21 protein-coding genes are annotated in these 16,549 nt (G+C 58.0%); 3 read left to right on the forward strand and 18 right to left on the reverse strand.

What is annotated here, in order from left to right; genetic code table 11:
• Positions 1–3 precede the first annotated feature (3 nt).
• From BCF46_RS04405 to BCF46_RS04455, 11 genes are all read right to left on the reverse strand, one after another.
• Positions 4–273: a hypothetical protein gene (locus BCF46_RS04405; protein WP_342768410.1), complete on the reverse strand. Its 270-nt coding sequence runs from the start codon at positions 271–273 to the stop codon at positions 4–6.
• A complete protein-coding gene (locus BCF46_RS04410; RefSeq protein ID WP_121022066.1) occupies positions 270–1,628 on the reverse strand; it encodes a DUF6638 family protein in 1,359 nt (452 codons plus the stop codon). The genes BCF46_RS04405 and BCF46_RS04410 overlap by 4 nt, the downstream gene beginning before the upstream one ends.
• The gene (locus BCF46_RS04415; RefSeq protein WP_121022068.1) at positions 1,625–1,864 is read right to left on the reverse strand and encodes a hypothetical protein; all 240 of its coding nucleotides are present in this window, start codon (positions 1,862–1,864) and stop codon (positions 1,625–1,627) included. The genes BCF46_RS04410 and BCF46_RS04415 overlap by 4 nt, the downstream gene beginning before the upstream one ends.
• Positions 1,861–2,196, reverse strand: coding sequence for a hypothetical protein (locus tag BCF46_RS04420; RefSeq protein ID WP_147435944.1), 336 nt, complete (start codon positions 2,194–2,196; stop codon positions 1,861–1,863). Before BCF46_RS04420 ends, BCF46_RS04415 begins: the two co-directional genes overlap by 4 nt.
• On the reverse strand, positions 2,166–2,651 hold the full coding sequence (locus tag BCF46_RS04425) for a hypothetical protein (RefSeq protein WP_121022072.1): 486 nt from the start codon (positions 2,649–2,651) through the stop codon (positions 2,166–2,168). Before BCF46_RS04425 ends, BCF46_RS04420 begins: the two co-directional genes overlap by 31 nt.
• A complete protein-coding gene (locus tag BCF46_RS04430) occupies positions 2,644–3,018 on the reverse strand; it encodes a hypothetical protein (RefSeq protein ID WP_121022074.1) in 375 nt (124 codons plus the stop codon). The genes BCF46_RS04425 and BCF46_RS04430 overlap by 8 nt, the downstream gene beginning before the upstream one ends.
• Entirely contained in the window at positions 3,015–4,946 is a 1,932-nt protein-coding gene (locus tag BCF46_RS04435; RefSeq protein ID WP_121022076.1) for an ATP-binding protein, read from the reverse strand. Before BCF46_RS04435 ends, BCF46_RS04430 begins: the two co-directional genes overlap by 4 nt.
• A gap of 30 nt (positions 4,947–4,976) precedes the next feature.
• Positions 4,977–6,107 carry a hypothetical protein gene (locus BCF46_RS04440; protein WP_121022078.1) on the reverse strand — a complete coding sequence of 377 codons (1,131 nt, stop codon included), beginning with the start codon at positions 6,105–6,107 and terminating at the stop codon, positions 4,977–4,979.
• Between the two features lie 15 nt (positions 6,108–6,122).
• Positions 6,123–6,530 (reverse strand): hypothetical protein, encoded by a 408-nt coding sequence (locus BCF46_RS04445; RefSeq protein WP_121022080.1) that lies wholly within the window; start codon positions 6,528–6,530, stop codon positions 6,123–6,125.
• On the reverse strand, positions 6,520–7,596 hold the full coding sequence (locus tag BCF46_RS04450) for a coiled-coil domain-containing protein (RefSeq protein WP_121022082.1): 1,077 nt from the start codon (positions 7,594–7,596) through the stop codon (positions 6,520–6,522). The genes BCF46_RS04445 and BCF46_RS04450 overlap by 11 nt, the downstream gene beginning before the upstream one ends.
• Positions 7,597–7,716: 120 nt before the next feature.
• Positions 7,717–8,508: an alpha/beta hydrolase gene (locus BCF46_RS04455; protein WP_121022084.1), complete on the reverse strand. Its 792-nt coding sequence runs from the start codon at positions 8,506–8,508 to the stop codon at positions 7,717–7,719.
• A 59-nt stretch (positions 8,509–8,567) separates the two neighbouring features.
• Here BCF46_RS04455 and BCF46_RS04460 point away from each other — a divergent pair, with 59 nt between their 5' ends.
• Both BCF46_RS04460 and BCF46_RS04465 read left to right on the forward strand, forming a co-directional pair.
• Positions 8,568–9,104, forward strand: coding sequence for an RNA polymerase sigma factor (locus BCF46_RS04460; protein ID WP_121022086.1), 537 nt, complete (start codon positions 8,568–8,570; stop codon positions 9,102–9,104).
• A complete protein-coding gene (locus tag BCF46_RS04465; RefSeq protein ID WP_121022088.1) occupies positions 9,105–11,159 on the forward strand; it encodes a vWA domain-containing protein in 2,055 nt (684 codons plus the stop codon).
• Positions 11,160–11,228: 69 nt separating this feature from the next.
• On the opposite strand, the gene BCF46_RS04470 is transcribed toward BCF46_RS04465, so the two are convergent.
• The 6 genes from BCF46_RS04470 to BCF46_RS04495 form a co-directional block, all read right to left on the reverse strand.
• Positions 11,229–11,783, reverse strand: a complete 555-nt coding sequence (locus BCF46_RS04470) for a F0F1 ATP synthase subunit B (RefSeq protein ID WP_121022090.1) — start codon at positions 11,781–11,783, stop codon at positions 11,229–11,231.
• Between the two features lie 3 nt (positions 11,784–11,786).
• A complete protein-coding gene (locus BCF46_RS04475; protein ID WP_121022092.1) occupies positions 11,787–12,314 on the reverse strand; it encodes a F0F1 ATP synthase subunit B' in 528 nt (175 codons plus the stop codon).
• 92 nt (positions 12,315–12,406) lie between these two features.
• Positions 12,407–12,643, reverse strand: coding sequence for a F0F1 ATP synthase subunit C (locus tag BCF46_RS04480; RefSeq protein ID WP_073142444.1), 237 nt, complete (start codon positions 12,641–12,643; stop codon positions 12,407–12,409).
• A gap of 46 nt (positions 12,644–12,689) precedes the next feature.
• A complete protein-coding gene (locus tag BCF46_RS04485; RefSeq protein WP_121022094.1) occupies positions 12,690–13,448 on the reverse strand; it encodes a F0F1 ATP synthase subunit A in 759 nt (252 codons plus the stop codon).
• 4 nt (positions 13,449–13,452) lie between these two features.
• Entirely contained in the window at positions 13,453–13,779 is a 327-nt protein-coding gene (locus tag BCF46_RS04490) for an AtpZ/AtpI family protein (RefSeq protein WP_121022096.1), read from the reverse strand.
• A gap of 185 nt (positions 13,780–13,964) precedes the next feature.
• On the reverse strand, positions 13,965–14,867 hold the full coding sequence (locus BCF46_RS04495; RefSeq protein WP_121022098.1) for a LysR family transcriptional regulator: 903 nt from the start codon (positions 14,865–14,867) through the stop codon (positions 13,965–13,967).
• A gap of 322 nt (positions 14,868–15,189) precedes the next feature.
• Here BCF46_RS04495 and BCF46_RS04505 point away from each other — a divergent pair, with 322 nt between their 5' ends.
• Positions 15,190–15,513 (forward strand): ArsR/SmtB family transcription factor, encoded by a 324-nt coding sequence (locus BCF46_RS04505; RefSeq protein WP_121022102.1) that lies wholly within the window; start codon positions 15,190–15,192, stop codon positions 15,511–15,513.
• Between the two features lie 128 nt (positions 15,514–15,641).
• Here the strand turns inward: BCF46_RS04505 and BCF46_RS04510 are convergent, their stop codons facing one another.
• Complete coding sequence (locus BCF46_RS04510; protein ID WP_425454408.1) at positions 15,642–16,529, reverse strand: DMT family transporter; 888 nt, start codon at positions 16,527–16,529, stop codon at positions 15,642–15,644.
• Positions 16,530–16,549 lie beyond the last annotated feature (20 nt).

The raw sequence follows: 16,549 nt of genomic DNA on the forward strand, positions 1-16,549 counted from the left end.
TCCTTATTGAAAGTTGACCACGTAGACCAGCACGCCGATCACGAGGTATGGCACCACGAAGACACCCAAAATCAGTTTCCGCCGCAACGAGCCGTCATAGTCCGCAAGCCCCGTCTCGATGAACGCTTCACGGTCGCCTGTGCGGATTTCTTCGTCCCATTCCTCGGCCAGCTTGCCGCGCCGCACTGAACGCGACCATGCCGACAAGACAAAATAGACGATAAGCATTACGATGAACGCCATCGCCCCCAGACGTAGTACCGCAAAAATCATCGCGTTCTCCTCACTGCGCCCCATGGCCCGACCTTAGCAACAACGTCGCGCGGTTCGGATTGGAGCGGCTCCTCCATAGGCGCGTCGCCACCACCAAACAAGGCCTCGCGCGCTCCAGCTTTGTCGATCTGATACTCCCTTGCGAGGAAATCTGCCACAAAAGCCTTCTTCTGGTCAGGCCAAGTTCTATAGCGGGCGTAGAATAACTCCTTGTGGCAGATAAACAGCTGGCGCACATCCAAAAGTGATAGCTCGGACAACAACATGTTCACCAAGTCGCGGTCCGCGTGGGGCTTGGCACGCAATGTGTAGAAATAGGCTGGATCATTCGACGAAATCCGAGGCCACGCCCCGCCGCCCTCAGCCCAGCGCAACAGCTTGGCGAGCGTATGAAACTCGGGTGGCAAAAGGTCTGAAAATCGGCGCCCCAATGCGCGTAGATCCTTCCGACGGAACTTGCTCAAATCTGCTTCCATTGTTGCCGCCACATCTACGATGATGAAATCTAGTTTCTGACGAAGGATCGCGACAGCATCGACGCCACGCGCCTTTACAATCGGTTCTACCAAATCATTGGCATCCAAAAACTTAGCGATCTTGGTACGATCAGACAGCCCAATGGCCGCCGCACCCTTGCCCACTGGCAGCTTACCTAAATCCTCATCCGAGGTTGAAATCACCGCGGGCTTTTCCACCTCACGGAAGGCGTAGAGACCGCCAAAATGCGCGGTCCAGAAGTTGCCCTGCTCATACTCCGCATGGCCCAGCTTGATCGGCACTCGTGTCACGTCACCAGTCTTATGGGCCAGTGTGATCATGTCCGCGATCAACACATCGTCCCACCACGCGTCATCACGAGTACGAAATTCGGTGATCATATCGTCGAGCTTGCCAGCGTCTGCAACAACGCCCGACGTGGTGTCAGCCTCAACGCGGATTTTGCGGATATCGAACAAATGCGCGGCCTTCGTCACGCTGTAGACCGAGTTCACCAATTCCCCCGCAATCGCATCCCGTGCGGTCAGGGCAAACAGCTGTGCTTCATTGGCCTCGATGAACTGCCGAAGTATCCCGCGCGAGGTCGAAAACTTTGTCTCAAGTAAAGGCGCAGTTTTCTGCTCTGTCGAAAGCAAGATGAACTGCCGATTACACCCCTGTGGGTTCAGATACAGATGATCGTCCAACTCTTCGCCGACCTCCGGCGCATAGCCCGAGATATCGACGTGGAAATCCGTCAGCGTGGTCTCCTTGCCCGTCAGATGCTTGAGCGCTCGGTTGTAGCGGTCCGCCATCGCTTGCCCGCTCACGTGGAACAGATTGCCGTACATCAGGCCTTTTTCGATCAAACGCATCATGTGTCTGGACCCTCCGTCCCATCGCCGCGGCGATAGATTAACAAATAACTAAACAGCGCCCCTACCCATATGGCGATGCAGAACATGATCGACAAGCTCAGGAACATCTCTCCGAACCCCTCCGTATGCCCCGCGTAATTCGCCCCAGTGGGGGTGAGTGCGCCGAACAGGTAGGCGGTGACCGCCCATGCCAGCAGGATGGGGGCGACGAGGATGGGGATCACTAACTTGATCACGCTGCACTCCGTTTTGAGCGTACGATATAACAGATCAGCATGAACGGCGCCCAGGTTATCGCAGTGAGGCCAGTCCAATACAGCGACCAATACCCAAGCGCTTGCACCCCACCATCCGCCTCCATAATCGCGCGCAGCCAGATCATGTGGAATACGAACACCAGCGGGGTCGCCAGCATCGCCATGTATCCAGCATCAATGGCAAATTCGCGAAGCGAATGCGCAGGACGGCGACCATGCCAATAGCCAGTGGCACCGGCGATCAACACCGGAGCAATCCATGTTGTGATGGCCAGCCAGATCACTCGGACGCCCGGCGGGATATTACCCACTTTGCTAGCCCGACGAGGGGCGCAACCAACAGCGCATAGCCGATGGAACGGATCGCCCCCAGTTCACCTTTGAAGGCAGAGCCGCCGAAGAGCAAGACAAGCGCCCCGATATGGAGCACCACGCATTGAACTATGACAGGCGTGGTTTCGGGTCGGCGGGCGAGCCATAGGTCAATCGGCCAAAAGGCCATCCAAGCCTGCCACGCGCGAGCGGAGCGATTGCGAAACCACACGGCCACATACGCAGGAATCAGCAACATTACGCTGGCCCAAGCGGTGAAGGCAGACAGGCCCAGCGACACCTCGAGACCTATTGCATCGGGATCCGAGAAATCCGGTGGGGTTAAGCCGAACAGCCCCATGTTCTGCGGGGTAAACCCTGCCGCAATGGCCGCCGAGAGGATGGTCATTGTGGCAAGCGCAGCGATGGAGTTGATTGGATTGGTGTCAGTCATTCAAAGCCTTTTCGGCGTCGACCGCTTCCATGTCCGGCAAGCAAGCTAGACTAGTTATTACTCCCACCGGCAGCCAAATCACTCCGACAGGAATTGCAAATGCTGCACTCAAATAGAGTGCAACCGGAAGCCCGAAGAAAACTGTTACCCAAGAGTTCTCTGCAGGAAAGTGGCCCGTCAACACTATGTAAACAGTAGCGAAGAAGAAAATGACCGTGCAACAAACGCCAGAAAAAAACCCGCCAATGAGCAATCGCACGTTGCGTTCATCCGGTTCCAGAACGACCAGCCTTGAGAGGTACCCACCAAGAAACCCAGAAATTATGGGGACCACTCCAAGAAAAACTCCCGTGAAGTCGTTACTCACCCCTTACTCTCCAAATACCGCCGCTTCGCCTCTTCGCTCAAACCAAACTCCCGCACCATATTGGCAATCGCCACCTCATCGGACTTATCCGCATAGCGGAACTCGCTGTCGGCGTAGCGGTTGATTTCCTGGATCACCATGTCGACCGTGATCGGCTGGCGTAGCTCCTCGATCATACCCTTCTTCTCATCATAGGGTTTGAACAGGAACAGGTCCGGCTCCTCCATCCATTCGTCCGGCAGCTCGAAGTCCATCGCCCGCACCTTCACGGCGTCGGTGATATTCTTGATCGCGCGGCCGGTGAAGCGGTGGTCGGCCTCCTGGATGCCCTTGAGATACGTCCCCAGCTTGGCAATCGTGTCCAAGCTACCGATGTCTTTCGACACCCGCTCATAGACCCTGAGCAGCCCGTCCTCATGCGGCTTCGAGTGTCCCTCGAACGACGCGGCGACGGCTTTCTTGATCTCTTGCGCGGCGAAGACCGTGTGGTCCCCCAAGGGGATGTCGTGGTTCTTGCCCATCAGCAGCGCCAGAATGTCGATATAGTCGTCCCGCGTGATCGGCCCGTCCACAAGGAACCGAGCGCCCGCACGCTGGCGCAGGGCGTCGTCGACATTTTCGGGGTAGTTCGAGAACATCCCAAACGTGCAATTCCCGCGCACCACGGTGTTGGCCCCTGCGAAACTTTCCATCAGCACGGCGGTGATCTCCAACTGGCCCGCGCTCGACTGCCGGTCACCGCGCTTGCCCGCCAACTGGTCAATGTCGTCAATAGTGCCAAACCCGATCACATTCGGGTCGATCACATTGTTGATAAACGCCTTGGCGTTCTGGCCGGATTTGCCCTGATAGCTGTCGATATTGTCGGTCGAGAGGTTCTGGTAGCGGAACGGATAGCCCGCCGTCTCGCAATAGCCTGAAACCAGCCCCGCCATCATCTGGATCAGCGTGGTTTTCCCCGTCCCCGGCGCGCCGTCGCCCATAAAGGTGAAGATGAAGCCGCCAAGCTCCGCAAACGGGTTCAGCTTGCGGTCGAAATCATAGGCCATCAGCATTTTGGCCAATTTCATCGACTGGTATTTGGCGATGTGGTTGCCGACGACCTCGTTCGGTTTCTTGAAGGTCATCGTCAGCTTGGTGCCCTTGGCCGCGTGGGCGGGCGTGAAGCCGTTGATCGTCAGATTGTCCGCCTCGACGCGGTAGGAGGCCGAGTTGAATGCCGCCAGTCGCGGCGTGTTCTGGGCGCGCAAGGCGACCTTTTCCATCACCTGCTCGGCATAGGCCAGCACGGTCGCGACCAGCTTGGCGTCGTCGCTGGCGAACAGGGTCAGGTCTTGGTCCAGCTCCCACAACGCGCCGTGCAGGGCCAGTTGCGCGTTGTCTGACAGGATTTCCTCGACCGCGCCGATCTCTACCGATGCCTCGCTGGCCTGCGAGGCCAACAGGAACGACGTGGCATTGGCGAAAGTGAACAGCACCGCCAGCGCTTCCGCCGCCAGCAATTCGCCAAACTCCGCGCGACGCGCTTCCGCGACGCGACCGGCAAGGTTCTCCTTCTTCAACTCCGCCAATCCGGTGGCTTCCGAAAACGCCTCCCCCGCCGCCAAGGCAATCGCCAAGGCGCGGCGGATGCCGCGCAGCACGCTGGCCTGAACGGCAGACGGCAACACATCCTCGCCCACGCCTTCAACGCGCTCGATCAAACGCACGCCCTCGGGCCGCGCGGTGGAGCGGGTCACCAGACCCGGCGTGGTCGACCGGAACCGGCGGCGCGTCCCCAGCCCTGCGGATTTCTCCGCCTGCGGGGCCTCTTTCGCCTTTGCGATGCGCGGCGTGTGGTCCACGCCTTCCAGCATCGCCACCGCCGCCGCGTAATGCTTGCGGATGTCGTCTTCGGTCAATTCCATCAAATCGGCTGATTGGCTCATTCTATCTCCGTTGGCGGGTAAACCCCCGACCTATCTGTAAGAAACTACACGCCCCGCAGGGCTAACAACGAACTTGCGCACGTCATGAAATCCGGCGGGGTTCTTCTCGGCCAGCACCTGAAACGGGCGTTGTGGCAAAATGATCGAGCGTTCGATGCTCGTCGTCCCCGTCTCCGCCCCGCGCCCACCAAACGGGTCGAGCTTGAAAATCTCGCGCTCGACCGAGCCGAACCAGCCCTTCTTCTCCATCTCCGTGCGCTCGGAATGCAGGTCCTCGACCGTCCACGCCAGCGTCCAGTCCTCACCCACAGGGCCTTGCGCCTCTTCCAGCACCTCGCGGATCGGGCCGGACTGCTGGGTGAAGGCCGACGAATACATCGGCCCCACATGGATGCGCCGCAGCCGCTTGGGGTGCAGGTCATCAAAGTCGCGGTCAAACCCTTGGGCAATCGTCAACAGCTTCAACCCAGCCGAGCCTTGCGCCGTCAGATGTGCCTGTGCAGACGGCCAGCGCCGCGCGTCTTTGGGCAGGGCCACCTCGCCCGTGTCCTCAACATCCATCATATAGATCGTCGGCACATTTTGCTGGCTGTCATAGACCGCCCAATGCAACAGGTAACTGCGTCGGTCGTCCGTGTTACCCGTCCACAGCGCCTGCGGATCATTGGTCGCCCAGAACAAACCGCCTTTGGCCAGCGCCTCGTAATACAGCCGCTGCGACATGGCGTATTGCAGCTTGGTCGGCACGGTCAGGTCTCCCACGATCTGGCGCACCATCTCGTCTTTCAACTCCTCGACCGAGCGCATTCCCGACAGATGCGCCTTGGCCTGCTGCGCGTCATTGGCCATCTTCATCAGTTCCGCGAACACGGGAAACCCGCTCTCGTGGCGGTCAATCGACAGCGAGCCGAAGAACACGCCGGTATCGCGCCCCGTCAGCAAATACTTGTGGCTGAGCGCCCGAAACGTCTGCGCAATCCGCGCCACATATTCCGAGATGATGCCAACATCGGATTTGGAGAACGTCCGCTCCACCTCCATCTCGGCCGCCACGCGGGCCAGATGGCCGGTGATCCGCTCGAACTTGGAGAAATACCGCCGTGCGGCAAGGTCATCGGTCAAGCCGGAATGGTCGGCGGTGAGGTTGAGGTCTTCAGTCATATCGCCATATAGAATTTATCCACCAGTCATCTCCCTGATCATTTGGCGCACTTTTTTCGGTGAAACGGTAAAGACGCCGCCTTCTTCCGCCCGCCAGGTAGATACGCCTTCATCGAAACGTACCGGATCAAAATCAACCGCTTCTGGAACTTTCGATACCTTACAAGTTCGCAGCGCGCTTGGAGCGAATGGTAGATGCCCTGCCACGCGGCGAGCGTTCTCGAACATCTGGACATGGACCGCAGTCAGGCCCCCATTCAGATTTTCGACTTCACCGACGTACAGATGAATCAGTGCACTGCAGTCAAGTACCCCTCCCTTGCTCACCTCTAGCGCAAAAGCGGAAGACATCGTGCCAAGTGCGAGCAGCCCGGCCAGTACAGGTCCGGAGAATAAACTACGAACCAAAACATCAAGCCCCATACAAATTCTTGTCGTGCTTCTCGACGATCTTCTCAAACCGTCGCGCGAAGCGCTCATCCGCCTTCGCCTTCTGCTCCAAAACCTTTCGGGCGAAGACCATCTGGTCCTCGTGGGCTTCCATCATCTCGGACATACGCGCGTTGGTGGCGGCACCAATGCCGGCCATGGCGGATTGCGCCTCTTGGTCGGTTTTCACGCCAATCTCATTGATCTTGTGCGCCACGTCCTGCTGCTGCGCCGTCTTCAACGACTTGGTCAGCGCATCATAGAGCACCACGCGCTGCTTGGTGTCGGTCTCCAGCTTGTTGATCAGCACCATCTGCGTCGCCGCCTGGTTTTGCAGCGAGTCGATCCAGGTTTTGCCCTGCTCGATGTAGCGCTCCAAAGTTTGTGACTTGGCGAGCTTCACCTGCTCCGCCTGCACCTTCTCGTTATAAAGCGTGTTCAACTCGGCCAGCTTGGTTTCCAGCTTGGTGCGTGCGGCAGCGTCCTGCTCGACGGAGATTTTGTTCTCTAGCTCGATAATCGCAGGGTCCATCGCAACGACTTCCGCACGCAAGGTTTCCAACTCGCCCACGGTAAATTCACGATCATCAAGGGTCGCGGTCAAGTTGGTTTCAACCTTTTCCTTCTGCTCGTTCAGCACAGCTAACTGCCCCTGCAGCAAGGCCACGATGGTGTCGGATTTGCCAATCAGATCTTGCAGCTTGTCGTCAATCGACGCAGTGCGCATGCGTTCCTGACGCAGGCTCTCCGACTTGCCTTGCGAGAAGATACCGACAAAGCTTTCCCAGCCCGTCTTGTCGCGCATGGCGGAAAAGTCTTCGGAAAAACCGGAGGTCACGTCGTCCAGCCCCATAATCAACTCGGCGATATTGGCGTCCATGGCCGCCGTGTGCGCGTGAACATCCTCCAGCGAGGCGTTCTCGATGTCCAATTCCAGCACGTCGCCCGCTTCAATCTTGGCGCGCGCGCTTTCGATCTTGCTTGTCATTTCAGCAATTTTCGCTTGCGCTTCAGCTACTTGCTCTTGGCTTTCACGGACTTGCGCGTCAAAATTGGCCATAGATAATATCCCCTCGTTCAAATGTTATTACCATTTACATAATGGCAAGAATTGCGGTTTTAAAGAGTTTGCCACGCCAAACCCGCCCCGCGCCATAGGAAAAAGGGTGCGGCGGGCAAATTAGCCGAGTGCCGCCTTCATCATTGGGCTATCCGCGTTCCGCAACCCGTCTATCACATCAAAATGGTGCCGGCCGGGCAGGACCATCTGCTTTGTGTCCCATGCCTCCGACAGCCAGCGCGCCTGATCCAGAAACGCGGGCCGTTCCTGCGATCCGACCACGACCGTCACCGGCACGTCCAGCGGCTTGTCCAAGGCGGGGCTTTCCGCCTCGGCCTCTGCCGCATCAAGGCGCAGCGTGTCGTTCATGGTCAACTCCAGCAACGGGCGCAGGTCCGAGACGGGCGAGATCGACAGCACATGAGACAACCGCGCCGCCACCGCGTCGGGCAACACCCCCGCCATCGCCATACGTGCAACCAAATGCCCGCCTGCGGAGTGTCCTGCCAGCACGATCGGGCCGTCGACTTTTGCCGCCAACGCCGTGATCGCCTGCGCGATATGGGCGGTGATCTCGCTGATCCGAGCCTCAGGCGCCAAAGGATAGCCCGGATGCGCAATCGCCCAGTCCGCCTGAAACGCGCCCTCGCCAAAGCAAGTCCAGTCGTCCTTGTGCCGCTGAAGCCAGTAGCCGCCATGCACGAACACGAACAGGCCTTTTGGGGTGCCCTCAGGTCGGATCAAGTCAAACTTCGCTCGCGGATTTTCCCCATAAGCGACGTCATACTCACCCGCATGGGCCGCCCGAAACACCGCTGAAGCTGCTTCCCACGCATCTGCATAGCTTTGGGCATCAGGAATAAATCCACCGTTTTCATATTCCAAATCAAGCTCTTGTCGGGTTTTCGTCATTTTTCTCAACTTTTTTCCAAGGATTGACGCCGCCCGTGCGTCCTACCATCACTATGCGTATGAAAACCAGCGACGAGGCCTTGGCGCAAGCCGCCAGCGACGGGGACAGTGAGGCTTTTGGCCTGCTGGTCCGCCGTCACTACGACCGGTTGTTCCGCCTGTCATGGCGGTTAACGGGGCATAAAGCCGATGCCGAGGACCTGACCCATGACATCCTCGCCGCCCTACCCGCCAAGCTACGCGCCTTCCGCGCGGACGCCAAATTTACGACGTGGCTCTACCGCGTCACGCTGAACGCCGCCACCGACCGCGCCCGCAAGGCGCAACGGCGCGTAAAAGCCCGCGACGGCTGGGGGCAGGACTACACCCGCCGCGCAGCCGAGGCAGCGGACGCCGCGCAGGCTCAGGACTGGTTAACCAATGCGATGCGCGCCTTGCCGGCGGAGCTGCGCGAAACCGTGGCGCTGACACTTGGCGAGGATTTGACCCAAGCCCAAGCCGCCGAAGTCATGGGCCTGTCAGAAGGAACAATCGCGTGGCGCATGTCGGAAGTGAAGCGCCACTTGCGCGAAATGGCCACAGAGGAGGCCGGATAGATGCCCGAATTTAAAGATGAACTAGACAAGCTCCGCGCCGCCCTGCGCGACGCAACCCCCGCGCCGGATGAGGCTTCGAAGGAGGCGGCATTACGTGTGGCCGAAGAAAACTTCGCCAACCTCCAAGGATCGGCCACCGCCGCACGTCCTACAGATACCAGCCCGCAACGGACGGGCTTTCTGAAAGGACTTGGACAGATGTTTATGAAACCGAATTTGAAGCCGATGATGTTGGCGACCACCTCGCTGGTGATCGTGGGCATCGGCGTTGTGTTGACCACACCACTTATGCGTACAGAGCCCATCCCTACTGCCAAAACAGAGCCAGTCGCAGAAGCCATTGCCTCTGAAGTTGATCAGTCTCGTCAACCTGCCTCCACGGCACAGTTAAGAAGTGACCAAACGTCCAATTCTTCAAAACAGGTTTCTGGAGGAGTTGACCCTTCTGGCCCCGCTGAGGGCGCAATCTTCTCTCGAGAGAACTTTAGTTCTGATGACGCTCAGAGTGAGATCGGCGCAACTAGCTTCATTTCTGGCGACTTTGGTTCGGTAATGATGGGCGATTCAGACGGAGGAATGGAGCCACTGTCGCCTTCTCCTAAACGGTTGGCCAAATCCCAAGCCTCTTCAATGCGCGACCGCCTACCCCAACCACAAGTCGCCCAATCCAACGACCAGTTCCCTGACGCCACGGCCAACCCACTCAAGGTCACCTCCGAGGAGCCGGTCTCAACCTTCTCCATCGACGTGGACACCGCCAGTTACGCGTGGCTGCGCTCCAGCCTGTCGCGCGGCCAGCTGCCCGACCCCAAATCCGTGCGCGTCGAGGAGTTGGTGAATTACTTCCCCTACGCCTACCCCGCCCCCGAGGGCGACGTGCCGTTCCAGCAAACCGTGACGGTGAGCGAAACGCCATGGAACCCCGACACCCAGCTGATGCATATCGCCATCCAAGGTGCACAGGTGACCGAGCGCCCACCGCTTAATCTGGTGTTCCTGCTGGACACCTCCGGCTCCATGCAGGACGCGAACAAGCTGCCCTTGTTAGTCCAAAGTTTCCGCCTGATGCTGGGCCAACTGCGCCCCGAAGATGAGGTGGCGATCGTGACCTATGCGGGCTCCGCTGGCACGGTTCTGGAACCGACCAAAGCGTCCGAGCGGCGCAAGATTGAAGACGCGCTACTGCGCTTGCACGCAGGTGGCTCTACCGCTGGCGGTGAAGGGCTGCGCGCGGCCTATGCCTTGGCAGGCCAGATGAGCCGCGACGGCGAGGTGTCCCGCGTCCTGCTCGCCACCGACGGGGATTTCAACGTCGGGATGCAATCCGACGCAGAGTTGAAAGGTTTCGTGGAGCAGAAGCGTAAATCCGGCACCTACCTGTCGGTGTTCGGCTTCGGACGTGGCAACGTAAACGACGCCTTAATGCAAACGCTGGCACAGAACGGCAACGGTCAGGCCGCCTATATCGACACGCTGGCCGAAGCGCAGAAGGTGCTGGTGGATCAGTTGTCCGGCGCGATGTTCACCATCGCTCAAGACGTCAAAATTCAGGTGGAGTTCAACCCCGCGACCGTCGCCGAATACCGGTTGATCGGCTACGAGACCCGCGCGCTGAAACGCGAGGATTTCAACAACGACAAAGTTGACGCCGGAGAGATCGGCGCAGGCCACACCGTGACCGCCCTCTACGAGGTGACGCCCGTCGGCTCTGACGCCGTGCTGACCGACCCGCTGCGCTTTGGCACCGTCGCGGCGGAGGGCAACACCTCCGACCTGGCCTTCTTGCGCCTGCGCTACAAGGAACCCGGCGCGACGCAAAGCAAACTGCTGGAGGAGGTGGTGCCGGTCGGCACGCGCGACGCAGGCTCCGAGGCTGCGTTCAGCGCTGCTATCGCGGGCTTCGGGCAACTGCTACGCGGCAACACGGCACTTGGCGACTGGGGGTATTCCGATGCCATTGCGCTGGCCAATGCCAACAAGGGCGATGACGCATTCGGCTATCGCGCCGAAGCCGTGAAACTGATGCGATTGGCGCAGAGCTTGTCACCCAACTAGCCCCCCAAAAAAGCAAAAAGCCCCGAGGCCAATACGGCGTCGGGGCTTTTAAACAATCTCGGTCTGCGCTTAGTGCAGTTTGTCTTTAACCTGCGCAATTGCATCGTCGATCAGGCCGTTTTGATCCGCAGCAGTCGTCTTGGACGCCACAACTTCAGCGGCAGCAGCAATGGCGACGTTGATCGCGCGGTCACGTATTTCGCGTACAGCACCGGCTTCAGCGCTAGCGATCTGGTCCTCGGCACCTTTCAGGCGACGGGCAATCGACAGCTTCAGATCTTCCTTGGCCTGCGTGGCAGCAGCTTCGGCTTCACGCTTGGCTTCGGCGACAATACGGTCTGCTTGCTCGGCCACTTCCTTTTGCTTGCGCTCATAGGACGCCAGCAATGTTTGGGCTTCTTCGCGCAGGGCTTTGGCTTCATCAAGCTCGGCCTGAATGGTCTGGGCACGCTTGTCGAGCATACCGCCCAACATGCCGGGAACCTTGAAGTAGAACAGCACCGCAATGAACAAGATGAACGCGAGCAGCACGACGAAGTTGGTGTTGTGCAGCGAGAAGAAAGGGCCACTTGCGGCCAGCGCAGGTGCGGGCAGCAATGCCGTAAGAGCGAGGAGTTTCTTCATCTCTTATCCTTTCATCTTAGCGGTGACGGCAGCCGTGATCGACTTGGCGTCAATCTTGCCCGGAGCCACAGCAGACACGATGTCTTTTGCAATGTCCTTGGCCACAGTCGCAGCGCTGGTCGCGGCGCTGTCACGGATGGCCGCAATTGCTTTTTCGCCTTCCGCCGCGCGTGCCGCAATCTCTGCGTCCGCTTTGGCGATGGCCTTGTCCAAATCCACCTGAATGGCAGCTTTGGTTTCGCCGACGATCCGGCCGGCTTCGGCGCGTGCGTCGACAAGGGCTTTCTCATAGGCAGCTTCCGCGTCGATGGCCTGTTGCTTCAGGTCTTCGGCGGCAGCAATGTCGTTGGTGATGGTGCCGGCACGCTCTGCCAGAACCGATCCGATGCGCGGCAGCGCAACGCGCGACAGCACGAAGTAAATGACCACGAGCGTGATCAGCAACCAGACGATCTGGTTATCAAAGGTCGAGAAATCAAGCTGGGGCATGCCCGCGCTTTCTTTCGCTACTTCACCGGTTTCAGTTGCCATGATGGCCCCCAGATGTGTCTGAATTCTTGGATCTTACATCGGACGGGCCCGTTTCAGGCCCGCCCGACCGTAAGGATGGTATAGCTTGGTTCTTAAACAGCGAACATCAGCAGAAGGGCTACGAGGAACGAGAAGATCCCCAGAGCTTCCGCAAATGCGATGCCGATGAACAGTGTTGCAGTCTGCGAAGCAGCTGCGGATGGGTTGCGCAGCGCGCCGGACAGATAGCTGCCAGCCACGTTGCCCACACCGACGGCTGCGCCGCCCATGCCAACAGAAGCCAGGCCTGCGCCGATGAATTGACCCATTTGTGCGATATCGCCTTCCATGTCTTTTCTCCTTACGATGGAATTGAGGTGATTAGTCTTCGTAACCTTAGTGCGAAGGATGCAGCGCATCTTTCAGATACACGCAGGTTAGAATTGCGAACACGTAAGCTTGGATACCGCTTACGAGAATTTCCAAACCATACATGGCGGTGATTGCCAGAATGGACAGGGGTGAGATTGCCGCGATGGCTGCGAAGCCCGCGAATACTTTGATAACGGCGTGACCGGCCATCATGTTGCCTGCCAAACGAATGGAGTGGCTGACGGGCCTCACGAAATAGCTGATGACCTCGATCAATGCCAGAATGGGGCGCAGCGCCAGCGGTGCGGACGAAACCCAGAACAGGCCCAAGAAGCCCATGCCGTTTTTGACGAAACCCAGAATGGTGACCGCGAGGAACACGAACATCGCAAGCACGCCAGTCACGGCGATATGCGAGGTGGTGGTGAACGCCATTGGCAGCAGACCAAGAAAGTTGGATACCAGAATGAACATGAACAACGTCATGATATACGGAAAGTATTTCACACCGTCCTTGCCGGTAACGTCTTCGACCATCTTGTAGACGAAGCCATACATCATCTCGGCGATGGACTGGCTGCGCGATGGCACGATGGCGCGGCGCGAGGTGCCGAAGACCAGCAAAACGATGATACAAACAACCGTCAGGGCCATCCACAATGTCACGTTGGTGATCGTGAACGCGCCGACATCGCCATTGCCAAACAGCGGTTTGACGATGAATTGGTCCATCGGGTGAAAAACCAGACCGCCGTCTTCTGCGCCGTGAGCTTCTGTCGCCATCTGTTCAGTCCTTCTCGTTGGCCGCTTTGGCCTCGTGTTCGTTTTGGACCTCTTTGGCGGTGCGAAGCATGACGTTCACCCCGGCCGCGAAGCCCAGCAATGTGAAGATCACCAGAAAAATCGGCAATGTGCCGAACAGCCAGTCGAGGCCGTATCCGATGGTCAGGCCGATCCCGAGACCGGCAACAAGTTCTGTCACCATGCGCCAGCCCTGCTGGGCCCCCGAATAGTGCTCGTCCCCCCTTGGCTTTTCAGCCTGAGAGGTTTTCTTGAGCCCTTCGATCCGCTCGCTCAGCGCATCCAGCTGGGCCTTATTCGGGTCATTGGTCATCAAAAGACACCCCTCGGGAGGTTTGCAGGAGGGATAGGCCGCCGGGCGCTTAGAGTCAATTGGATGGAATGCAGCATGAATTTCACATTAAGATATTGATTAGATGATATAAAAATGACTCTCGCGAGAAGTTGGACACCACGCCGCAGGCGCCACTCCCGTGAAATCATCATTTAACCAAATGGTTAAGAATTTCCGGAGCCTTCCGTCGACCGGAACTGTAGTGCCTGATCCAAAAGCCAATTTCGAAACGCACGAACGGGTGCGCTGCGACGCACGCCATCACCGGCCACCAAATGATAGCTTCCACTCCTGAACCCTATCGGCCAGCACTTTACCATGTCGCCCTTCGCGCACACGTTTGCCATAACGTCTTCCGCGCACAAAAACAGACCCTGCCCTGCCAAGGCGGCCTCGAACGCCAAAGGGGAGCGCATTCGCCAATCCGGCGCTACAAACTCAGCAGTGCTTACCCCGGCCAGCTGCGCCCATTCAGCCCATGGATTGCCGCGCCTATCCTGAAATCTGCGGAACTTGAGAACATCCTCCGGCGGACCCAAGCCGTCCCCAATCAAGGACGGCGCGCCATAGACGAACAACTTCGCGTCACTGATCAAATCGCTGGCATGCTCCGGCACCCCCGATGCATAAGACCGGATTGCCAGATCCGCCTCATAGCGGCTCATATCTGCCAACTGCTGGCTGGCCTCCATTCGAAGCTCAACTTCGGGGTACCGGTCATAGAAATCGGCAAGTCGCGGCACCACAAACCTTGAAGCAAACAGCGGCTCGCTATTCACAACAAGTCGCCCCACAGGTCGATCGTGAAACACTTCAGTGGCTTCCGAGATCGCGTCCAAGGCAGGGGTCACCTGCGCCAAGTACCGCGCACCCGCTTGAGTCAATGTGACCCCCCGCGGCAAATCGCGAAACAACTGGGTACCTAATCGGTGTTCGAGTCCGCGAACATGGCGACTTATCGCAGAATGGCTAACCCCCAATTCGGTCGCCGCCCCAGAAAAGCTCTGATGACGACCAGCGGATTCGAATGCGCGCAACGCATTGAGTGGGGGCAAGGGGCGAAACATTATTATACGTGACTTTTAGGCACGTAACTTGTCAAGCAATTGAAATTGAACTTCAGCGAGTTTCTCAACACAAAGAATTATAAAATATAGAAAATAGGAACGATGATGCCGATATTAACGCGTTTGCGCGAGCTAATGTATTTGTCTAAAAATATCACCTACAGGAAAATCCCCTCGGATCTTTCCGATCACCTGTACCGTGACATCGGCCTCTCCCGTGATGAAGTAGAGCGGTTACGCATGGAGCTGCCATCGCAATCTTCAAGCGCCCCAAACCTGTAGCATCTGTTCGTCAGGTTCCTTCGGCGTTATGACATGGGCCATGACAAATGCCCTCGACATCACATTCGCCGCCTTGGCTGATGGCACACGCCGCGCAATCCTTACGATGTTGTTGGAGGACGATATGGCCGTCACCGATGTGGCGGAACCATTCGATATGTCGCTGGCCGCCATCTCGAAGCACCTGACCATTCTGACCCGCGCTGGCCTGATTTCTCAGGAAAAACGCGGACGGGTAAAATGGTGCAAGCTGGAGCCGCAGGCGATGCGTGAAGCTATCGTGTGGATCGAGAGCTTCGGCCAGCTCGAGGCGTTGAATTTCGACGCCTTCGAGCGCTTTTTAGATCGGGAGCTTGGTAGTTAAGCCAAGCCGGCCAGCCGTAAAACGGCCAAAACAACGACGATCAATCCGATCACATAAATAATACTGCGCATAGCTTACTCCTAAAAATTTTGCTGGTCACTGGTCCCAGCGTCTCAAGGATAATGCGCTTATATCAATTTGGTTCCATCCTGCTCGTCCTTCAGCAGCAGCACCAGAGCCAGAACCGTCAACGCAACCCCTGCGAAGACCAGTCTCGGAGGACTCGCACCACCCAGCGCCAACTCCCACAAAATCACCCAGCTCGGAACCAGATAGGTGTAGGCCATCACCTTTGACGACGGCAGGCGAAGCGTTGCGTATTGAAGCAAAACGAACGTTACCGACGACGCTGCAATCGCCACATACAGGATAGTCACCCAAACAATCGGCGGCATGGAGGCCCAATCAGTGTTCCATAAATCCGACCACCCCCAAACGACTAAAAGCCCCAAGCTTCCAAGGATGGTAAAGAAGGAAAAAACCACCGGTGGTTCGCCTCGATTTAGCTTCCGGATCAGCGGTGTATAAAAAGCATGGGCAGCAACGCCGACGAAGTAGATGGCCTCCCCCCGTCCGACCTCAAAAGACCAAAATGCCGCCAAATCGGCCTTGAAGATCACCCACAAGGCCCCTGCGGCCCCAAGTGTCAGGGCTAAGGCCATGCGCGGAGTTAATATTTGGCGCAGTAGCAAATAGCCCGCCCCTGCCGACAAAAGCGGTGTCAGCGTGAAGACTGCAGCCGCGCTAACCGGCGGTGCTGTTTTCAGACCTTCGAACATCAAAACAAAATACGTCGCAAACAGCCCACCAAGAACAAGGTAACGCCATGGCGCCGCCAGCGCGGAGCTTGGAATTCCCGTCGTCGCCAATGCGGCTATGCCAATAACCACACCGGCAATCGCAAAACGCACGGCGTTCAGCGCCGCTGGTGCAATCTCGTTGGCGGCCAGCGCCCCCAGCGAAAACGATCCCGCGACCAGCACGGAAAATAGCAGCATCGCTGCATGGCCACGCATCGCCGGTGTCAAAGGATCAC

It is taken from the genome of Litoreibacter meonggei, from assembly GCF_003663885.1.
GTDB classification, from domain to species: Bacteria; Pseudomonadota; Alphaproteobacteria; order Rhodobacterales; family Rhodobacteraceae; genus Litoreibacter; species Litoreibacter meonggei.